Below are 15,179 nucleotides of genomic sequence, written 5' to 3'. Positions count from 1 at the left end.
AACAGAATTCATCGGGTTTCTCCGCAAGATCGACGCCGAGGTGCCCGACGAGCTCGACGTCCACCTGGTCATGGACAACGCCTCTACCCACAAGACGCCCGCGGTCAAACGATGGCTGACCTCGCACCCACGATTCGTTGTCCACTTCACCCCGACGAGCTCATCCTGGATGAACCTCGTCGAACGCTGGTTCGCCGAACTGACCACCAAGAAGCTCCAACGCTCCCCCCACCGCACCGTGAGAGCGCTCAACGCCGACATCAGAGCATGGATCGAGACCTGGAACGACAACCCCCGCCCCTACGTGTGGGTCAAGACCGCTGACCAGATCCTCGACTCCATCGCCCACTACTGCACACGAATTAATGACTCAGAACACTAGCTGCCTACGCCGAGGCGGCTCGTATGTCGCAGCCCGAACTGGTGGCTGCGTTGCGAGATCTGCTCGGCGCGCGGCTGGTCGCCTACCTGGGTCGGGTGAGCGAGACCCGGGCGGTGCGGCAATGGGCTGACGGCACCCGCACCATCGCCAACCCCGAGGACGTCGAACGGCTCCGGATCGCCTACCGCGCCGCCCGCCTGATCACCGAACGCGACACCCCCGCCGTCGCACAAGCCTGGTTCCAGGGCCTCAACCCGGTCCTCGACGACCGGGCGCCGGCATTGCTGTTGCGCGACGGCGAGCTCGCCGACGTCGGACCGCAAGTACTCGCCGCCGCCCGCCAATTCGCCGCGGTGGGATGAACCAACCACAGCCTTCGACGATCAGCACCCCGCACGGCCCGATCACCACCAGCATCCGGACTGCCACGCCCATATATCGAGTCGGATACGCGCCCAGCCCGTGGGAGTGGACACCATGGGAGTACGCCACCGACGACCGCTTCGCCGGCCGCTGGGACGACCCCGACGGGGGTGTGGCGCACCTTGTACTGCGCCGACACTCCCCTGGCCTGCTACCTCGAAGTCCTCGCCTTCGCCCGACCCAGCCCACAACTGATCGCCGAGCTCGACGACATCGTCGTCGACGAGGAAGACGAGCAGGACTACCCCGCGCTGCCGCCCGGCCACGTTCCGCGATCGTGGTGCGATCTACGGATGATCGGTCACGGCACCCTGACCGGACGGTTCGCGGTGCCCGCCGACCCGGACAGCCTCGCCACCCTCCGGACGGTGTTTCGGCCGCTCGCGATCCGCTACGGGCTCGATGACCTCGACACCGCCGCGTTGCGGGACGGCCGGCCCCGCGGGCTCACCCAGGCCATCTCCCGCTGGATTTACGCCCTCACCGACCACGGCCATGCAGCGGTCGACGGGATCGAGTTCGACTCCCGACACGGCGACCAGCTGCGCATGTGGGCGCTCTATGAACGCGCCGCCGACCCCGACATCAGCCCCACTCCGGCGTTCTCGACCACTCCCCCATTGACGCCGCGGATCCACAACTGGCCCGCGCCCTGACCCTCTTCGGACTCGAGTGGACTCCACATAACCGGCCTGAAACAGGCTGTGCCGCATCGTCGAACGAGCATGAGGATAGCTCGACCAACCGTGGTGGTCCTACGATCGTCTTCAAGTTCGGGATAGCGAACCTGCACCGCTACGCCGCCCACACCGGTGGACGCCGATTCCCAACCTCGTCTCAGCCGGGATGCCGGCCCGGCAGTTGCGCCAGTTCACGATCGTCGGCTCCCTGGTCGACCAACCTTGTCCGGGTCCGCTCCAACCACGCACGGGCCCACTCCGGGTCGGCCGCGGTCAGCATCCGATACTGTTCTGCCCATATGCGGCGCAGATAGTCGGGCGCGCCGGGCGAGTGCAGCCGATACGACGCCGCTTCGGCGATCGCCACCGCAACCCAGCTCAGAAACTCCTCTGGATCGCTGGACTGCCGGTCGAACATCACCGTGCCGCGTTCGCGGATGATCAAGTGCCACACACCGTCCGAGTCACGCACGCACGAGGGCGTCGCGTCGTCGGGGATGTGACCCAGGCGAGGCACATCGGACGGCTCCGCCGACATCGTCGCCGCGAGATCGGCTATCCGGCTGCGCATCTCGGGGTCGAGCTGGTCGTCGGCGCCCGACGTCATCCGGGGAAGACGCTCTCGAGCACACCCGAACACAGCAACCACTGGGTGTTGACGAAACCGCTTGTCTCGTTGAAACATCCGCGATGGTCCTCGATCAACCCGGGATCGAGGAGCTGCTGGTCGATCTGATATTGAATGCCGCCGCCCGGCTGACCGAAGCCCTTGGCGATACGTCCGATCCACACCTTCACCGGGCGCATGACCACGTACACGTGATAGTTGCAGAACTGAGGGTTGTCTTTGTCGACGAGGTTCTCCGGCGGAAGCGCCCGCCTCTTGTAGTGCGTGCCCGCGGGGGCCAGGAAGCGACCATTGGCGGGACCATAGCGATCTATCCGCTTGTTCGGGTTGAGGGTGGTCACCGACTTCTTGGCGGACCCGTCGGGGTTCAGCGTGTATCCGTCGTGGTCCGGATAGTCCCACTTGTCCCCTTTCCGATACGTCTGCAGGAACTCGCTCGGACTCAGACCCGCGAGCCGGTCGTAACCCCTCAACTGCGGACCCACCGGGGCATCGGTCGCCAGAATCTTCGGACCGAACAGTTCGTCGTTGTACAACAACTGTGCGGAACATCCACCCGCCTCCGGCCCGCCCAGCGATCCGAAGTCCAACGATCTCAGGGGATTCGGTGCGGCCGCCGCGACCCCTCCCCCGGACACCGCCAGCGCAAGACTGAAGAAGATGGCGAGCAGAGCATGGCGACGTTTCATGGCCGCGCCTTTCGATGGGTACGTCCGGAGGTCACGCAGTGCGGAAACTAACCGATCGACGACACGATGGGGCCTGAACTGCAAAGGTCCGACTCAGATTCGACCGGACGTCCCAAAGGGCTACCGCCGACGGTGTTCCGACGGCGGGATGCCGTAGCGCTTCTTGTACGCGGCCGCCAGCCGACTGGGGCTCGAAAAGCCCCATCGCGCAGCAACTTCGGCCACCGTGTCGGTGTTGTCCGGTTCGGTGAGGTCGTGGTGAGCCCGGTCGAGTCGGATGTCCCGCAGCGTCTGGGTCGGACTCGCACCGACGTGTTCGGCGAAGCCCTCCTGCAGTCGTCGGAGGCTCGAGCCGCTCAGTTCGGCCATGTCCGCCAGACGCCAGTCGCGTCCGGGATCGTCGTGCAACGCGTCGAGCACGCGCTTGACCATCCGCGGGCGCAGACCGGTACCCGCCTCTTCCGGAGAGACAGCGAGGAGGAACGCGCTGCTGATCGCGCTCGCCAGCTGCGGTCCGACCAGCGGGTTCGACAGGAGGTCGGCGGGTTCGCGCACCTGAGCCGACAATGCACGCACGAGCCCGAACCATGCCTGTTGGTCGGGTCCGGCGAGATCCAGCTGATCCGGCAGCCGCAACTGTGAACGCAGCGCCGACGCCCGGACCCGGTCGGCCTCACGTTCGAGGTACTCGGCGTCGAACTTCACCCCGACCACGACGCAGTCCGCCGACCACCGGGTGATCGTCGACGGGCGGTCCGCGGTGAAGACCGTGGCCGTCCCCTCCTCGGACGTCGTCTGCACCGATCCGGCGCGCGAGTCCAGGACGCCGCGGACCGGGATGTTGATCTCGTAGGCGCCCGGATAGTCGCAGGAGATGGAGACATCGGTCCCCCAGTTGAGCTTGCCGATCGTGACCGGTCCCAGCTCGACGGTCTGCAGGTTCAGATTCAGCTGATCCGGCGACGACAGCGCGGTCAGCTCATGCGGGAAGTACACCTCTTCGACGGCACGATGCGCCGTCTCCCAGTCACTGGTGGATGTGGTGCTCCGCATGGATGTCTTCCTCGTACTCCGGTCACGCAAGGGTCCCGCGTCTCGATTCAACCCGGTGACCGGTCACACTCGCCACCCTCCTCAGAGACTGCGATCACATCGTCGCGCGATCGGTGCCGCCGGCGCGCGAACCGTATCGACCGCCGGTCCGGCGGTCCCTAGTGTCACCTCGCACCGGGTCGCCGACAGCCTGCCGGCGCAGACCCCCGGCCTCGAGACGAACACAGCGGAGGAACCCATGACCAGCACCATGTCGTGGATCGACGACATCACGATGACCGAGCTCGAACGCAACCCCTACCCCGTCTACGAGCGTCTCCGCGTCGAGGCACCGCTCGCGTACATCCCGATCCTGGGCTCCTATGTAGCCACGACCGCGGACATCTGCCGGACGATTGCCACCAGCCCCGACTTCGAGGCGGTCATCACCAAGGCGGGCGGGCGGACCTTCGGACACCCGGCGGTGATCGGGGTCAACGGGGCGATCCATGAGGACCTGCGGTCCATGGTCGACCCGGCCCTGCAGCCCCAGGAGGTCGACCGGTGGATCGACGACCTCGTCCGGCCCATCGCCCGCCGATACCTGAGCGACTTCGAGGATGTGGGGCGCGCCGAGCTCGTTGCCCAGTACTGCGAACCCGTCAGCGTCCGCGCGCTCGGCGACCTGCTCGGCCTCCAGTCGGTGAGTTCCGACAAGTTGCGTGAATGGTTCCACAAACTGTCGGTGTCGTTCACCAATGCGGGAGTCGACGAGAACGGCGAGTTCACCAACCCGGACGGCTTCGCCGAGGCCGACGCCGCGAAGCTGGAGATCCAGTCGATCGTCGATCCGCTGATCGACAACTGGATCGAGAATCCCGACGACAGCGCGATCTCGCACTGGCTGCACGACGGGATGCCCGACGGGCAGACCCGCGACCGCGACTACATCTATCCGACGCTGTACGTCTACCTCCTCGGAGCGATGCAGGAGCCGGGTCACGCCATGGCGTCGACACTCGTCGGTCTGTTCAGTCGCCCGGATCAGTTCGAGCAAGTCGTCGACGAGCCGGGTCTCATCCCGCGCGCGATCTCCGAGGGCATGCGGTGGACGTCGCCGATCTGGTCGGCGACCGCCCGGATCAGCACGACGGACACCGAGGTCGCCGGCGTCGACCTGCCGGCGGGCTCGGTGGTCCTGATGTCGTACGGATCGGCCAACCACGACCACTCGGTCTACGAGGCGCCGTCGGAGTACGACATCACGCGACCGCCCCTGCCTCACCTGGCATTCGGTGCCGGCAACCACGCGTGTGCCGGCATCTACTTCGCCAACCACGTGTGCCGAATCGGACTCGAGGAGCTGTTCGAGTCGATCCCGAACCTCGAGCGCGACGACAGCAGCGACGTCGAGTTCTGGGGTTGGGGTTTCCGTGGCCCGACGTCGTTGCATACGGTCTGGGAGGTGTGACGATGTCCGACCCGACGACCCGGTCCGACCCGACGACCTTCCGCATCGACACGCCTACGACCTCGGTGACCTGCGGATCCGGGCAGCGGGTTCTCGATGCCCTGCTACGTCAGGGTGTGTGGATTCCCAACTCCTGCAACCAGGGAACCTGCGGTACCTGCAAGGTACGCGTCACCGGCGGAATGGTGGACGCGCCGCCGACCCCCGACACCGTGCTGTCCGACGGCGAGCGGGACCAGGGATACGTGCTGTCGTGTCAGTCGACGCCCACCACCGACATCGTCGTCGAACCACCCGCGGACGAGTCCGGCGCGCACCACCACGCGTTGCGCGATCTCGCCGGAACCGTCAGCTCCCTCACCACGGTCGCCGACGACACGGTCTCCGTGACGGTGTCGCTCGACGACCCGTTCGAGTTCACCGCGGGCCAGTACGTCGAGTTGTCGATCCCGGGCACGGACCAGACACGTCCGTACTCGATGGCCAACCCGCCCAGCGAATCCCGCACCCTCGAGTTCCACATCCGCCGGCAACCCGACGGTCTGGCCACCGACGGGTGGATCTTCGATTCGCTGACCGTCGGATCGTCGGTGTCGATGACGGGGCCCTGGGGTGACTTCTGTCATCGAGAGGACGAGCCGGGAGTCGGACTCATCCTGCTCGCCGGGGGTACGGGCCTCGCGCCGCTGAAGGCGATCGCAAGAGCCGCGCTGGAAACCGACCCCGATCGCGAGATCCACGTCTACCACGGCGTCCGCACCGAGGCCGAACTGTACGACGTCGACTTCTGGCGCACACTCGCAACCGACCACCCGAACATCCGGTACACGCCCTGCCTCAGTCGCCAACAGTGGTGCGGCCGCACCGGTTACGTCGGCGACGCGATGATGACGGACTTCGACTCCTGCCGCAGTTACGCCGCGTATCTCTGCGGCCCGCCCGCGATGGTCGAGGCGGGGGTCCGGGCACTCAAGCGGCGACGGATGCCCCCGCGCCGGATCAGTCGGGAGAAGTACACGCCCGCAGCGAGTCTCGTGACGCTCTGAGGCGGCCCGGCAGTCGCGTCGGTCCCAGTGGCCGAGGACCGGCTCAGGCCACGTCCTGCACGTCGGCGGCCGACGCGCCGGTGATGATGTCGAGGACACGGGGGTACTCGGGCGCGTTCGAGGTGACCACCGAACCGTGGTTGCCGCCTGGGATCAGTACGGCCTCCGCGTCGCCGCCGGCCTTCACGACGGCGGCGGCGTACCGCTGTGAGTTCGCCGGGGAGACCATTCGGTCGGCGGTGCCGTGGACGGCGACCACCGGGGTGTCGGGATCGATGTTCTGGATGGGATCGACCATCGTGTACCGCTGCGGAACCTGCGCCGGGGTGCCGCCGAGGGCGGTCACGATGCGGTCGTCGCCGTGCGTTGCGGCGTAGGTCATGTCGAGCGGACCGGCGAGGGAGACGACGCGCGTCGGGCGGAACAATGGTCGGGCACCGACCTCGTCGTCCTCCAGCTTGTGCCGGGTGCCGCCCCACACCGCGAGTTGTGCACCCGCGCTGTGCCCGACGATCAGCTCGTCGTCGGTGTCGATCTGCGGGAACTGCCGGTCCACGACGACGACGTGATCGAGGGCGCTCGCGACGTCGCGGAACGTCGTCGGCCATCCGCCGCCCGAGCCGACACGGCGGTATTCGATGTTGTAGACGGCCATCCCGCGGCCGGCGAGGTCGCGCGCGAGCGGCTCGAAGACATCGGCGCCCAGGGCGCTTTGCCATGCACCACCGTGGACGAGGACCACGAGCGGTATCGAATCGACCCGCTGCTCACCCGCGGGTAGATACAGCTCGGCCCAATTCTGGTCTGTGTCACCGTCATCCGGGGTCGGGTACCGCACCCGCTGAACCGTCACCTCGTCGAGGTACTCGACCGGGGCGGCCGTGGCGCTGCTGCTCGAGGTCGAGACGGGCGTCGTTCCGTCCGCACACGCGGACAGCGCCACCACAGTCGCGGCCAGGACGGCCAGTGCGAGGCGGCCACCGCCCGACGTATTCCTCACCGCATGCTCAGGGGCACAGGGGTGATCGACGGACCGCTACGAACGGTCGCCGGGACCGGTCCGAAACCGGGCCACAGGTTCACCGGCACCGTGACCGTCGCGCCCGCGGGCAGCGAGATCGACGTCGGGCTGACGGCGATCCGATCGGTGAAGGTGTCACTTCGTTCGACCTCCAGACGCAGTCGCTGCGCCCGTCCCTCGGACCGGACGGTGACACCGGTACTCGCGGTTCCGACCGACACCGCCGAACCCGGGCCGACTGCCAGCTGGGTGGTCTCGGTCGACAACGAGCGCAGCGAATCCTCGGTCGCGACCTGGAACTCCGCGGTCGACGGCGCCGACGAGGTCACCCGCATGCCGTGCCGGGTCGGGTCGGCGTCGATGGCCGCGACCGCGCCGGCGGGCACTTCGAGATCACCCATCGCCACCACACCGCCGGCGCTGAGCACCGTGGCGTCGATGTCCGCGGTACGACCCGCTTCCACCCCGTCCACGATGATCTTGAACGTGCGGTTGGCGGGCACCGTGAAGGTGGCGGTGTTGTCGTTGTTGAACAGGATCTTTTTGTCGACGCCCGGGATCGCGCGGCCCGCGGGGTCGGTGACCCGCACATCCCAGTCGACGTCGCCGTAGCCGCGGGCGCCACCGTTGTTGTCCGAGACGATGACCACGGTCTCGTCACTGCGCAGTTCCGGATCCTGATGACGTGCCAGGATCGGCGCCAACGGGACCAGCATCATCTTGTTGAGCGGGGAGCCCTGGAACAGCAGGGTCGGCTCCGACGGATTGGTCGCGGTCGAGTAGTACCAGCTGTTCGCGGCGGGGTCGGCGACGATCATCTTCTCGACACCGGGGAAGTTGTTGTCGTACACGACGATGCCGCGCTTGCCCTGCCCGAGGTCGCGGATCGCGATCGGGTTGATGGCGTGTCCGGCGCTCTGTTCCTCGTCGGTGTAGATCGCCAAGACGTAGTTGTCGTTGCGTGCCCACGCCGACCGCAGACGGGACAGTGCCTGGGTGACCGTGACCTCGGACTGCGCCAGGTCGGTGGGCGGGAACCCCTGGGTGATGAACATCCGGGCGATGAGTTCGTCGAGCGGTGCCGACGGGCGGATGCTGTAGACGGACTGCCACGGCATCGCCAACGGGAACGGGTTCAGACGCTTGGTGGCATACAGTCCGGCGAGTGCGGCCATTCCGAAGCAGTGCCCGCCCGACATCGACTCGTTGAATTCCTGCTGCACGAGTTCGGCCACCGTCGTCGGCGAACACACCCCGAGCACTATACGGGCGCAGACCTCGTCACCGAAGACGGCACGCATGCCCTCGATGCTCAGGCCGCGGGTGTGCAGCGCATCATTCGGTCCCCAGTTCTCGAAGGAGAAACCGTCCCGCTTCACCTGGAAATCGGCGTGCGCGACGACCTTTCCGGCCTGAGGGTTAACCACCGGCGCCGCCGCGGACGGGCCGGACGAGACGATGGACAGACCTGCGGCCACGACCAGCACAAGTGCTGCCGCGGCGAGTCGGATCTGCCATCGATTTCCGCGTGCGCCAGTGAGCATTGCTAAACGTTAGCGGACATTTCCGGCGTCGCCGGATGAGTCGACCAATTCGCGGAATGATTCCGGTAATGCGTCCCGAAATCGTCGCTCAGCTCTTTCCGAAATCGCACCGGGAATGTGTGTACAAAAGGTCGACTCCCGACACAGCACACCGCCGGCCGCTCGGGAGAGCGACCGGCGGCGCGGTACCGGATGGGTCGGGTCAGCTGTAGAAGGTGACGGTCTTGGTCTCGGTCGTCCCGGGCTCACCCCAGTACCCGCGGATGACGGCCCGGTACTGGGTGTCCTCGTACGCGGTGGCGAGGCTGCGGCACGTGTTGCCCGCAGTGCCGCCGGCGTAGGTGTTGCGCTCGGTGAAGTCGTGGCTCGGGCCGGGGCGACTGATGGCGGTCAGGGTGACCCGGACCGTACGGACTCCCTCGGTGTTCCACGCGAACGCACAGAACCGGTCGCCTCCGTCGTCGTAACTCGCTGTTCCACCATGCGTGCTGGTGGAGAACGAGTTCGCCGACGCAACCGGCGAACCCACCACGCTGAGGACCGACGCCGCGCCCATCGTCGCGGCGACCACCGACATCTTCTTCACCACAGATCGATTCATGATGCCGACCCTAGGATCAAGGTCAGCGCATCACGAGGCGCCTCGAGCAGACTTCACCGAGCCTTCACCCGGGGTTCGTCGGTGATCCCTGCGCGTCAACCCCGGGCCCGCCGGAGTTCGCCGGAATCTGCCCCGGATGACCGCAGGTGGCCTACTTGACGCCCGAGAACACGTACTGCAGGACCGCCAGTGCCAGCTCGTTGTCCTGAATCGCCTGCCACAAGATGGTGTCCACCATGTCTGTCTCCGTTTCGATGTCGCGTGAGGTGTCGGGTCCGGCACGCCGAGCGGGAACCGCGGAGTCCCCCGACCCGGCGTCACCGATATTACGTTGGCTGCCGGGCGAGAGTTCTCCGGGCGATCCGCGCGACGGCCTCGTCGATGAGTCGCCCGGCGCTGTCGGTGGCTGCGGCACCGCCGGCCGCGTCGAACGCGGTGAGGATGTCGCGGGCCGTCGCCACCTCGGACTCGGATGGCGCCATGCCGGATCGCGCGGGCGCGATCTGACGCGGATGGATGCAGGCCCGTCCGAAGAACCCGAGACCGATCAGCTGCCTGGTCTCGACCTCGAACGCGGCGTCATCACCGATCGAGGGCGACGCCGCCGCCAGGGGCGGGCGGATCTTCGCCGCCGCCGACGCTGCGACCACTTGCGAACGTGCCCAGAGTAATTCGTTGCCGACCACTGGTGAGACTCCGAGATCCGCAGCAAGGTCGACCTCGCCGATCTGGACGAACGCCACCCGCGGGCCCGCTGCAATCGCCGCCGCGTTGCACAGGCCGGCACCGGTCTCGATGAGCGGCGACACCGGCGTTCGCGGGCCGCCGAACTCGGACTCCAGTTCCGTCAGCAGACCGTCCACACGGTCGAGAATCGCTGCGTCGTCGACCTTGGGCAGCCAGACCCCGTCGGCGCCGGCCCGGACCGCCATGGTCAGGTCGTCGGGGAGTTCAGGGCCCGGGTTCACCCGCACCCAGGCAGGAACGGACGGGCGAGCCGGGCTCGCCAGCCACTCGCCCACCGCGATGCGCGCAGTATCCTTGCCCGACAACGGAACCGCGTCCTCGAGGTCGAGGACGACCGCGTCGGCACCCGAGCCGGTCGCCTTGTCGAACCGCTCGGGCCGGTCTCCCGGAACGTACAGGAAGATCAGCTCGGAACTCATCCGACGGTGACGGTGCCGTTGACCAGTGCCTTGGCGATGACCGTCCGCATGATGTCGTTGGTGCCCTCACCGATCGACATCAACGGGGCGTCCCGGTAGTAGCGCTCGACGTTGAACTCGGTCGAGTAGCCGTAGCCGCCGTGGATGCGCATCGCCTCGAGACTCGCGGTGATCGCGGTCTCCGACGCGAAGTACTTGGCCATCCCGGCCTCGCCGTCGACACGGGCACCCGAATCCGCTTTGGCCGCAGCCCAGTACGTCATCAGGCGGGCGGCCTGCAGCTGGGTGGCGATGTCGGCGAGCTTGAGCTGGATTGCCTGGAAGTCCGAGATCGGTTTGCCGAACGCGGTCCGCTCCCGCGAGTAGTTCAGCGCCGCATCGTAGGACGCCTGGGCGATGCCGACACTGCGTCCGGCGATGTTGAGACGCCCGATCTCGAGGCCCGACAGCGCCTGCTGCATACCGCGGCCCTCGACGCCGCCGAGCAACGTCGACTGTGGGACACGCACCTCGTCGAGGAAGATCTCGCACGACTCGGTGCCCTTGTATCCGAGCTTGCCCAGGTCGCGCTGGACCTCGAAGCCGGGCGTGGTCGTGTCCACCAGCAGAATGCTCATCCCCTTGTGCGCCGGGGTGGTCGACGGATCGGTCTTCACCAGTACCGGAAGCACGTTCGCATGGCGTGCATTGGTGATCCAGGTCTTGGTGCCGCGGACGACGTAGTCGTCACCGTCCTTGGTGGCGGTCGTCTTGATGCCCTGCAGATCGGTTCCGGCACCCGGTTCGGTGAGGCCGATACCGGTGCGGCATTCGCCGCTCGCCAGCCGGGGCAGCCACTGCGCCTTCTGCTCATCGGTGCCGTGGCGAGCGATCATCCAGCAGGCCAGGTTGTGGCTGCCGAGGATTCCTGCGATGCCCATCCACCCGCGCGCGAGTTCTTCGTAGACCAGGGTGAACGACACCATGTCGAGTTCGAGCCCGCCGAACTCCTCCGGTGTGGTGATCCCGAACAAGCCCATCTCACGCAACCGGTCGACGATCTCGGTGGGATACCGGCCGGTGCGTTCCCATTCGTTCGCGACCGGGATGATCTCCTTGTCGACGAGCTGACGCAGGGCCGCCCGGAAGTCACGCTGCTCTTCGTTGAAGCTGAAATCCATTGTGTGATCCTTGATTCGAGTGGGAGGAAGGTGCGCGGCGGGGCGAGCTCAGCCGGCGACGACGGTCGCCACGAGCGTCAGGATCGGCCGGACGGACGGTGCGTCGCCCAGAGCGAACACCGCGTGCACGAGGGCTTCCGTATCGTCGCCCCCACCGGTGTTGCCCCGGAACTTCTCGGCGACCGCGGCGTCGTCCATGGGCTGTCCCGACGTCCCGCGGCTGCACGGCACCTCGCCGACGATCCGACTGCCGTCGTCGAAGGTGATGACCGCCCGGCCGGCAGCATCGGCGGCCGGGCGGTCATCGGGTACGGAAACGACCTCGACGAGGCCGGCGGTCGTGGCTACCTCGGCACGCGCGATCGAGCTCTCGGTGTAGGTGTCCACGGTCACCGCTCCGTCATGGACGAGCGCGGCGACGCTCCAGGGCAGGTCGAACTTCGCGTCGTAGACGCTGCGCGGCGCCCGGGTGCCGGTCCCCGGCCCGCACACGATTTCCAGGCTGTCCGGATGGACGTCGGCGGTGATCGCGGCGATGCGCGCCGGAGTGACATCGAGTCCCTGCGCACCTGCGGCGTCGAGCGCCGCGGAGACGGCGTCGAGCGTGGCGTGCATGAGCTGGCAGCTCGGATATGGCTTGATGCCGATAGTCGCACTCTCCCAGCGGGTTCCGAGCTCGGCGACGATCGCATCCGGATCGATGTCACGGTCGGCGAGCGCGCGGTAGAGCCCGCGCCTGCCCTCGAGCACCGACTCGGGGCCGCTGGCGCCGGCCATGGCCAGCCGCGCGGCCAGGACGCCACTGAACCCGGCGTTGCCCGGATGCAGGGTCTTGGTGTTGGCGCCGGTGTCGAGGAACTCCAGCAACCCGCCCGACGACGACGCCGCGATACCGATCGCATCGGTGAGCACGTCGGCGTCGGCACCGTAGAGGAGTCCGGCGGCCACGGCCCCGGCGAGGGGTCCGACCACTGCGGTCGCGTGCAGGCCCCGGGCATGGAACCCGTGCGGAGCCGCCGCACCCAGGCGACACGCGACCTCGAGCCCGGCGACCAGTGCGGTCACCGCCTGCGCTCCGGTGGCGCCGACCTCTTCGGCGACCGCGAGAACCGCGGGCGCCACAACGGTCGTCGGATGCACGAGAGCGCCGGCGTGCGTGTCGTCGAAGTCGAGCGCGTGCATCAGGACACCGTTGGCGAAGGCCGCCGCCGGGGCGGAGATGGCCTCGGAGTCCCCGAGCGGATGCGCCTGCGCCGGACCGCCGAGTCCGCGCGCCACCGTCAGGCCCGGACCGCCCTGATCGCGCCGGCGGGCACCGATGCCGTTGCCGAGGCCGTCGAGCAGATGCCGGAGCGCAGCGCGGCGGGTGTTCTCGGGTATGGCGTCGACGCTCAGGCCGGCAGCCCAGCTCGCGAGCCGGCGGGCGGTCACGGCTTGGCCTGTTGGGCGACGGCACCGAACGCACCGCCGTCGACGAGGTCCCGGATGTCGTCCGCGCTGTATCCCAGCAGGGTCATCACCTCGTCGAAGTTCTCGTTACGATGTGGTGCCCGACGATACTCGGGTTGCTCGGCGCCGAAGCGCACCGGTGACGTGACCTGGCGGACCTCACCCCACACCTCGTGTTCGGTCGTCGCGATGAGTCCGCGTGCGAGCGTGTGCTCCTCGGTGAGAGCCTGCTCGACGTCGTTGATCGGTCCGGTCGGCACGCCCGCAGTGGTGAGCACGTCCACCCAGTGTTCGACGGTGCCCTCGGCAAACCGCTTCTCCAGCAACGGGAGTAGCTCGTCCTTGTGCTGACCGCGTGCGGCGAAGTCGGTGAACCGCGGGTCATCGAGCAGCTCGGCCAGGCCGATCGCCTCGGCGAGACGCACCCAGAACTTCTCCTTGGCACAGCCGACGACGAACCAGCCGTCGGCGGCCTCGAACGCCTGGAACGGGACGAGGGAGGGATGCGCGGAGTTCTTCGTCCGTCCGGGACGGTAACCCGCATTGAGGTGCCAGGCCGCCGGGTAGGTGAGCATGGAGACCGCGGTGTCGTACAGCGAGACGTCGCAGTCACCGCCGACCCCGTCGCGTCGTGCGGCGTGCAGACCGGCCAGCAGGCTCAGCGCGGCGACGAACCCGCCGGAGAAATCCACCAGGGACAGACCAGATTTCGTGGGCGGCCCGTCGGGGTCGCCGGTGAGGTCCATCCAACCTGCCAGGCCCTGCAGGATGTAGTCGTATCCGGGCTGCTTCGCCCGCGGCCCCGTCATGCCGAAGCCGGTGAGACTGCAGCACACGATCGCCGGGTTCAGATGCTTGAGATCGTCGTAGGTGATCTTCATCTTCGCCGGGACGTCGCCGCGCAGGTTCGAGTACACGGCGTCGCTGGTGCGCACCAGATCCTCGAAAACCCGCCGCCCACCGGGTGTTCCGAGGTCGAGAGAGAGGCTGCGCTTGTTGCGGTTGAAGGTCTCGAAGAACAGCGAGTCCTCGCCGGAGTTGTAGGGCGGCACGTACCGGCCGACGTCGCCGCCGGACTTCGGCTCCTCGATCTTGAGTACGTCGGCGCCGAGATCGGCGAGGTGGACGCTGCCGAACGGGCCCGCGCCGTACTGCTCGATCGCGATGATCCGGACGTCCTCGAGCGGCCTCATCGGGCGGCCTCCGCCGAGCTGCCGGCGGTCAGTTCGGTGAGCGACGGCGCCTTGACCTCGGGGAAGTAGTTCTGTCCGATGCCACTCTCGCGGGTCGCGACCATCACCGAGCGCTTCCAGGAGATGACGACCTCGCCGTCCTGGTTGATCCCGCGGGTCACCATCGACACGATCCCCGCGTAGGGACGCGACTGCGACAGGCGCAGGTCGGTGCAGATGCTCTCGGCGTAGATGGTGTCGCCGACGTACACCGGGTGCGCCAGCTTGACATCCGTGAACTGTAGGTTCGCCACCGCGTTCTGGCTCATGTCGATCACCGAGAGCCCGAGCACCAGGGCGATGGTCAGGCCCGAGTTCACGATGACCTTGCCGTCGGTGATGGGATTCGTCGCGGCCAGATGTTCGTTGAAGTGGTTCTGGTTGGTGTTCATCGACAGGCACGTGATCCACGCGTTGTCGGTGTCGGTGATGGTGCGGCCCATCGGGTGTTGGTAGACGTCGCCCACGACGTAGTCCTCGAAGAAGCGTCCGAGCGTGGCGGGATGGGTGGTCAATGGTCCTCCTGAGGGGTGCGGCGTCGTGCCAAACGAGCTGACGCCGTGACGCGGCCCACCATAAACATCTGATCTTTATGCCGTCAAGGCTCGCTCATTCCTGGCTGTTCACTGAGATTCGCGGTAAGTGTTGCCGAAAC

Annotated in this window: 16 protein-coding genes; 5 read left to right on the top strand and 11 right to left on the bottom strand. The window is 67.4% G+C overall.

The window, feature by feature from the left end; translation table 11 throughout:
• From AS181_RS18800 to AS181_RS18790, 3 genes are all read left to right on the top strand, one after another.
• Window positions 1-382 (top strand): transposase (locus tag AS181_RS18800; protein ID WP_175404356.1); only part of this gene is annotated, 382 nt, incomplete at its 5' end.
• A gap of 23 nt (window positions 383-405) precedes the next feature.
• Window positions 406-744 carry a hypothetical protein gene (locus AS181_RS18795; RefSeq protein ID WP_033204248.1) on the top strand — a complete coding sequence of 113 codons (339 nt, stop codon included), beginning with the start codon at window positions 406-408 and terminating at the stop codon, window positions 742-744.
• Window positions 745-915: 171 nt separating this feature from the next.
• Complete coding sequence (locus tag AS181_RS18790; protein ID WP_223258854.1) at window positions 916-1,461, top strand: RES domain-containing protein; 546 nt, start codon at window positions 916-918, stop codon at window positions 1,459-1,461.
• A gap of 181 nt (window positions 1,462-1,642) precedes the next feature.
• Here AS181_RS18790 and AS181_RS18785 read toward each other — a convergent pair whose 3' ends face one another.
• The 3 genes from AS181_RS18785 to AS181_RS18775 form a co-directional block, all read right to left on the bottom strand.
• Window positions 1,643-2,092, bottom strand: a complete 450-nt coding sequence (locus AS181_RS18785; protein ID WP_058253051.1) for an Imm63 family immunity protein — start codon at window positions 2,090-2,092, stop codon at window positions 1,643-1,645.
• Entirely contained in the window at window positions 2,089-2,802 is a 714-nt protein-coding gene (locus tag AS181_RS18780; RefSeq protein ID WP_058253050.1) for a TNT domain-containing protein, read from the bottom strand. The genes AS181_RS18785 and AS181_RS18780 overlap by 4 nt, the downstream gene beginning before the upstream one ends.
• Before the next feature lie 120 nt (window positions 2,803-2,922).
• Entirely contained in the window at window positions 2,923-3,855 is a 933-nt protein-coding gene (locus AS181_RS18775; protein WP_058253049.1) for an AraC family transcriptional regulator, read from the bottom strand.
• Between the two features lie 238 nt (window positions 3,856-4,093).
• Between AS181_RS18775 and AS181_RS18770 the strand changes: the two genes are divergently transcribed.
• Window positions 4,094-5,305 (top strand): cytochrome P450, encoded by a 1,212-nt coding sequence (locus tag AS181_RS18770; RefSeq protein ID WP_058253063.1) that lies wholly within the window; start codon window positions 4,094-4,096, stop codon window positions 5,303-5,305.
• Window positions 5,306-5,307: 2 nt separating this feature from the next.
• Window positions 5,308-6,351, top strand: coding sequence for a 2Fe-2S iron-sulfur cluster-binding protein (locus AS181_RS18765; protein ID WP_058253048.1), 1,044 nt, complete (start codon window positions 5,308-5,310; stop codon window positions 6,349-6,351).
• 43 nt (window positions 6,352-6,394) lie between these two features.
• Here AS181_RS18765 and AS181_RS18760 read toward each other — a convergent pair whose 3' ends face one another.
• From AS181_RS18760 to AS181_RS18725, 8 genes are all read right to left on the bottom strand, one after another.
• Window positions 6,395-7,351, bottom strand: a complete 957-nt coding sequence (locus tag AS181_RS18760) for an alpha/beta hydrolase family protein (RefSeq protein ID WP_396266597.1) — start codon at window positions 7,349-7,351, stop codon at window positions 6,395-6,397.
• Entirely contained in the window at window positions 7,348-8,916 is a 1,569-nt protein-coding gene (locus tag AS181_RS18755) for a hypothetical protein (RefSeq protein ID WP_058253047.1), read from the bottom strand. The genes AS181_RS18760 and AS181_RS18755 overlap by 4 nt, the downstream gene beginning before the upstream one ends.
• A 202-nt stretch (window positions 8,917-9,118) precedes the next feature.
• A complete protein-coding gene (locus tag AS181_RS18750) occupies window positions 9,119-9,517 on the bottom strand; it encodes a hypothetical protein (protein ID WP_139114218.1) in 399 nt (132 codons plus the stop codon).
• A 326-nt stretch (window positions 9,518-9,843) separates the two neighbouring features.
• Complete coding sequence (locus tag AS181_RS18745; RefSeq protein WP_058253045.1) at window positions 9,844-10,683, bottom strand: HpcH/HpaI aldolase/citrate lyase family protein; 840 nt, start codon at window positions 10,681-10,683, stop codon at window positions 9,844-9,846.
• A complete protein-coding gene (locus AS181_RS18740) occupies window positions 10,680-11,843 on the bottom strand; it encodes an acyl-CoA dehydrogenase family protein (RefSeq protein WP_058253044.1) in 1,164 nt (387 codons plus the stop codon). Before AS181_RS18740 ends, AS181_RS18745 begins: the two co-directional genes overlap by 4 nt.
• 48 nt (window positions 11,844-11,891) lie before the next feature.
• On the bottom strand, window positions 11,892-13,274 hold the full coding sequence (locus AS181_RS18735) for an MmgE/PrpD family protein (RefSeq protein WP_058253043.1): 1,383 nt from the start codon (window positions 13,272-13,274) through the stop codon (window positions 11,892-11,894).
• Window positions 13,271-14,485, bottom strand: coding sequence for a CaiB/BaiF CoA transferase family protein (locus AS181_RS18730; RefSeq protein WP_058253042.1), 1,215 nt, complete (start codon window positions 14,483-14,485; stop codon window positions 13,271-13,273). Before AS181_RS18730 ends, AS181_RS18735 begins: the two co-directional genes overlap by 4 nt.
• A complete protein-coding gene (locus tag AS181_RS18725; RefSeq protein WP_058253041.1) occupies window positions 14,482-15,039 on the bottom strand; it encodes a MaoC family dehydratase in 558 nt (185 codons plus the stop codon). The genes AS181_RS18730 and AS181_RS18725 overlap by 4 nt, the downstream gene beginning before the upstream one ends.
• Window positions 15,040-15,179: the final 140 nt, after the last annotated feature.

The sequence above is a fragment of the Gordonia sp. SGD-V-85 genome, assembly GCF_001456905.1.
GTDB classification, from domain to species: Bacteria; Actinomycetota; Actinomycetes; order Mycobacteriales; family Mycobacteriaceae; genus Gordonia; species Gordonia hongkongensis.
Note: the sequence above shows the minus strand (reverse complement) of the source record. Positions and strands in the feature narration are given on the sequence as shown.

Excerpts from the sequence above, each read along its gene's own strand:
- AS181_RS18780 (WP_058253050.1), bottom strand. The coding sequence starts at position 2,802 with ATGAAACGTCGCCATGCTCTGCTCGCCATCTTCTTCAGTCTTGCGCTG.
- AS181_RS18775 (WP_058253049.1), bottom strand. The coding sequence starts at position 3,855 with ATGCGGAGCACCACATCCACCAGTGACTGGGAGACGGCGCATCGTGCC.
- AS181_RS18740 (WP_058253044.1), bottom strand. The coding sequence starts at position 11,843 with ATGGATTTCAGCTTCAACGAAGAGCAGCGTGACTTCCGGGCGGCCCTG.
- AS181_RS18745 (WP_058253045.1), bottom strand. The coding sequence starts at position 10,683 with ATGAGTTCCGAGCTGATCTTCCTGTACGTTCCGGGAGACCGGCCCGAG.
- AS181_RS18730 (WP_058253042.1), bottom strand. The coding sequence starts at position 14,485 with ATGAGGCCGCTCGAGGACGTCCGGATCATCGCGATCGAGCAGTACGGC.
- AS181_RS18750 (WP_139114218.1), bottom strand. The coding sequence starts at position 9,517 with ATGAATCGATCTGTGGTGAAGAAGATGTCGGTGGTCGCCGCGACGATG.
- AS181_RS18785 (WP_058253051.1), bottom strand. The coding sequence starts at position 2,092 with ATGACGTCGGGCGCCGACGACCAGCTCGACCCCGAGATGCGCAGCCGG.
- AS181_RS18795 (WP_033204248.1), top strand. The coding sequence starts at position 406 with ATGTCGCAGCCCGAACTGGTGGCTGCGTTGCGAGATCTGCTCGGCGCG.
- AS181_RS18765 (WP_058253048.1), top strand. The coding sequence starts at position 5,308 with ATGTCCGACCCGACGACCCGGTCCGACCCGACGACCTTCCGCATCGAC.
- AS181_RS18755 (WP_058253047.1), bottom strand. The coding sequence starts at position 8,916 with ATGCTCACTGGCGCACGCGGAAATCGATGGCAGATCCGACTCGCCGCG.
- AS181_RS18770 (WP_058253063.1), top strand. The coding sequence starts at position 4,094 with ATGACCAGCACCATGTCGTGGATCGACGACATCACGATGACCGAGCTC.